This window comes from Inquilinus sp. OTU3971, assembly GCF_038440215.1.
Genome location: NZ_JASATH010000383.1, coordinates 1 through 2,421, shown reverse-complemented (window position 1 = coordinate 2,421; position 2,421 = coordinate 1). Strand labels below are relative to the sequence as shown.

Below are 2,421 nucleotides of genomic sequence, written 5' to 3'. Positions count from 1 at the left end.
CCCTACCCCCCTCCCGCGAGGGGAGGGGGGACTCATTTTGCTTTCGGCCGATGTCGTCACAAGTCTCCGGGAAGACCTTGGGGACATTCTGAAAAGGTCTCGCTTGCGGGAGAGGTCGGAGACGCGAAGCGGCTCCGGGTGAGGCCCTTTGTCGACGCCGGTGCCGGCCCTCACCCGCCAGCGCTGCGCGCTGTCGACCTCTCCCGCCCCGCGGGAGAGGCAACACAAGTGGCTGCACGGCCTGTACCTTGCCCTGGACACTCACACCGGACGGGCCCATCTTTGCCTCATCATGACCGCCCCGGGATACAGCATCTGCGCCGCCGACGGCCTCGGCCGGTCGTTGCGGCTGTGGCGCGCGCTGCGGCGGGTCAAGCAGGCCCACGCCGCCGAGTTGCTGCGCGTGTCGCAGGCGATGGTGTCGCGCTGGGAGGCCGGCACGCTGGTCCCCGACCTGGAGGAGCAGGCCCGCCTGCGCGAGCTGATGAGCGCCCGGCTGGACAGCGCCGGCGACCATGCCCTGGCCCGGCTCGTCACCAACTCCTCCGCCAGCGCCCATCTGGTCTGCGACCTGACGCACCGGCTGCTGGCGGCATCGCGCGGGCGCAGCCGGGACTGGAACTTCCGCACGCCGGAGCTGCTGGGCGTCTCGCTCTGGCGCTTCGCCACGCCGGAGATCCAGGCCGCCGAGGCGGCTCTGACCGACGAGGGCTGGTTCGAGCCCGAGCCGCCCGCGGTCGAGATCGCGACCAGCGCCAACGGGTCGCCGGTCGTCCCGATCCGCGCAGGCCGCATGCGCTGGACCCGGCTGCAGCTGTCCGACGGCGCCTTCGTCCGCCTGGCCGAGACGCTGGCCTGAGCCTCTCGCGAGACCTTTTCAGAATCCCCGATCCGTCATCCCCGCGAAAGCGGGGATCTCGTCCCGCTAGTCGTGAAAATCTGACGCTTGGCACCCGATGGCAACAGCCGGTGTGGGCGGAAAGCGGTCCATTCCTTGAGCGGCACTCGCGACTGGAATGCAGCAGAAAGCGGCCCTTCGACCCAGCCGGGCGGGTTCAATAGCCGCACTATTCCGGCAACCCGGCTTTGATCAGCCCTTCACGGAGACGCTCCCGGTCCTCTTCGTGCTCGAGAAGGATGCGGGTACGAAGGAACTCGGCAGTGGAGAAATCCGGATTGATCCGCATGACCACCGACGCCTGGGCTTGGGCCTCTTTCGACTGCCCCAGCTGAGCATAGCAGGCTGCCAGCCGCGCACTCGACCATTGCCACCGATCGGGCACCCGCTTGAGGGCCTGCACCGCCTCGGCATAGCGGCGGAAGGTACTAAGGGCACCGCCAAGGTCGACATTGTACCAAAGGGGATGGAATGGGTTGAGGCGTATGGCCGCCTCCATCCATCCGAGCGCATCGGCGCGGCCCCGCAGTGACAGCAGATAGCCCATCTGCATCAAGCCATCCGCGTCGTTCGGATTGAGGTCGGTCGACCGCCGGAGATGGTGTTCTGCTGCATCGTGGTCGCGGCCGAAGAGGCAGATTTGAGCCAGCATGCGGTGGCAGCGATTCTCCTGCGGATCCAACTCCACAGCGCGTGTCCCTAATGCGCGCGCGGCCGCCAGGACCTCGGGGGGCGCGGAAGCATAGCCGCACATCGCGATACGGACTAAAGCGAGGTAGGCCTGCGCGACGGCGTAATGCGGATCGAGCACCACCGCACGCTCGAACATCTCGCAGGCCCTTTGGTTGTCGTCTTCAGCGTAGCCTCGGAAGTGGGCCAGGCCGCGCAGCAGGCAGTCATAAGCGGTGAGACTGTCGGTCGGAGTCCGCGCCAGCCGCTTGAGATTGGCCTCCTCAATCCGGCCGACGAGAGCCGAGACGATCATCTGCGCCACCTCGTCCTGAACCACGAAGACGTCCTCGAGGTTGCGGTCGTAGCGCTCGGCCCAGACATGCGCCCCGCTCGCTGCTTCGACCAGTTGGGCGGAGATGCGCACGCGCTCGCCAGCTCGGCGGACGCTGCCCTCGAGCAGATAGGAGACACCGAGCCTGCAGCCGATTTCCGCAAGGTCGGTCGCCTTGCCGCGAAAGGCGAAGGAGGAGTTGCGAGCGATTACAAAGAGCGAGTGGAAATGCGCCAGGCCGGTGATGATGTCTTCGGTGATGCCGTCGCTGAAATAGGTCTCTTCCGGCTGACCGCTCAGGTTATCGAAGGGAAGGACGGCAATCGAGGGCTTGTCGGGCAGCGGCAAAGGCATGCCCGGCACGGCCGCCACCGTCGCCTCCGCCCAGCGGAACACCCGGACCGGCTGTGCCATATTTTTCAGCTTGCGCTCGCCGATGTCTTCGAACGCGACGGAGGACTTGCCGGCTAGCTGCTTCCACACTGTGTCCGAGATGCAGATCCCTCCTGGATCGGCCAGA

Annotated in this window: 2 protein-coding genes; one reads left to right on the top strand and one right to left on the bottom strand. The window is 66.7% G+C overall.

What is annotated here, in order from left to right:
- Positions 1–292 precede the first annotated feature (292 nt).
- Positions 293–859, top strand: coding sequence for a helix-turn-helix transcriptional regulator (locus tag AAHM41_RS39905; RefSeq protein WP_342242200.1), 567 nt, complete (start codon positions 293–295; stop codon positions 857–859).
- 208 nt (positions 860–1,067) lie between these two features.
- Here AAHM41_RS39905 and AAHM41_RS39900 read toward each other — a convergent pair.
- Positions 1,068–2,421, bottom strand: a 1,354-nt coding sequence (locus AAHM41_RS39900; protein WP_342242199.1) for a hypothetical protein, incomplete at its 5' end; no start/stop codon positions are given.